Raw genomic sequence first — 312 nt, 5'->3', positions numbered from 1 at the left:
GATTATTTTTTTGGGGGTGTAGCTCAGTTGGGAGAGCACCTGCCTTGCAAGCAGGGGGTCAAGAGTTCGAATCTCTCCATCTCCATTGGTCGAAAGCAATTTAATGAGGACGAGTCGTAAGACGAAGGCTGAATTTAGTGCGAGACCGTTCACAGATCTGAACAAACGAAAGTGAGTTTAGTTGTGTGGACAAACAATTATTGCGAGTGTTACGAAGCACTTCGAAAAGCTAATGCTTTTCTCAGTCACGGCGTTTCACGCCTATACAATCACATAAAAAACTGCTTAGGAAAGCAAGCTTTCCACACAGTT

Annotated in this window: 1 tRNA gene; it reads left to right on the top strand. The window is 43.9% G+C overall.

What is annotated here, in order from left to right:
• Positions 1 to 12 precede the first annotated feature (12 nt).
• Positions 13 to 85, top strand: a tRNA-Ala gene (locus EFT72_RS19065).
• Positions 86 to 312: the final 227 nt, after the last annotated feature.

This window comes from Clostridium sp. E02 (genome assembly GCF_003833015.1).
GTDB lineage: Bacteria > Bacillota > Clostridia > Lachnospirales > Lachnospiraceae > Lacrimispora.
This window is presented reverse-complemented; position numbering and strand designations above follow the sequence as displayed.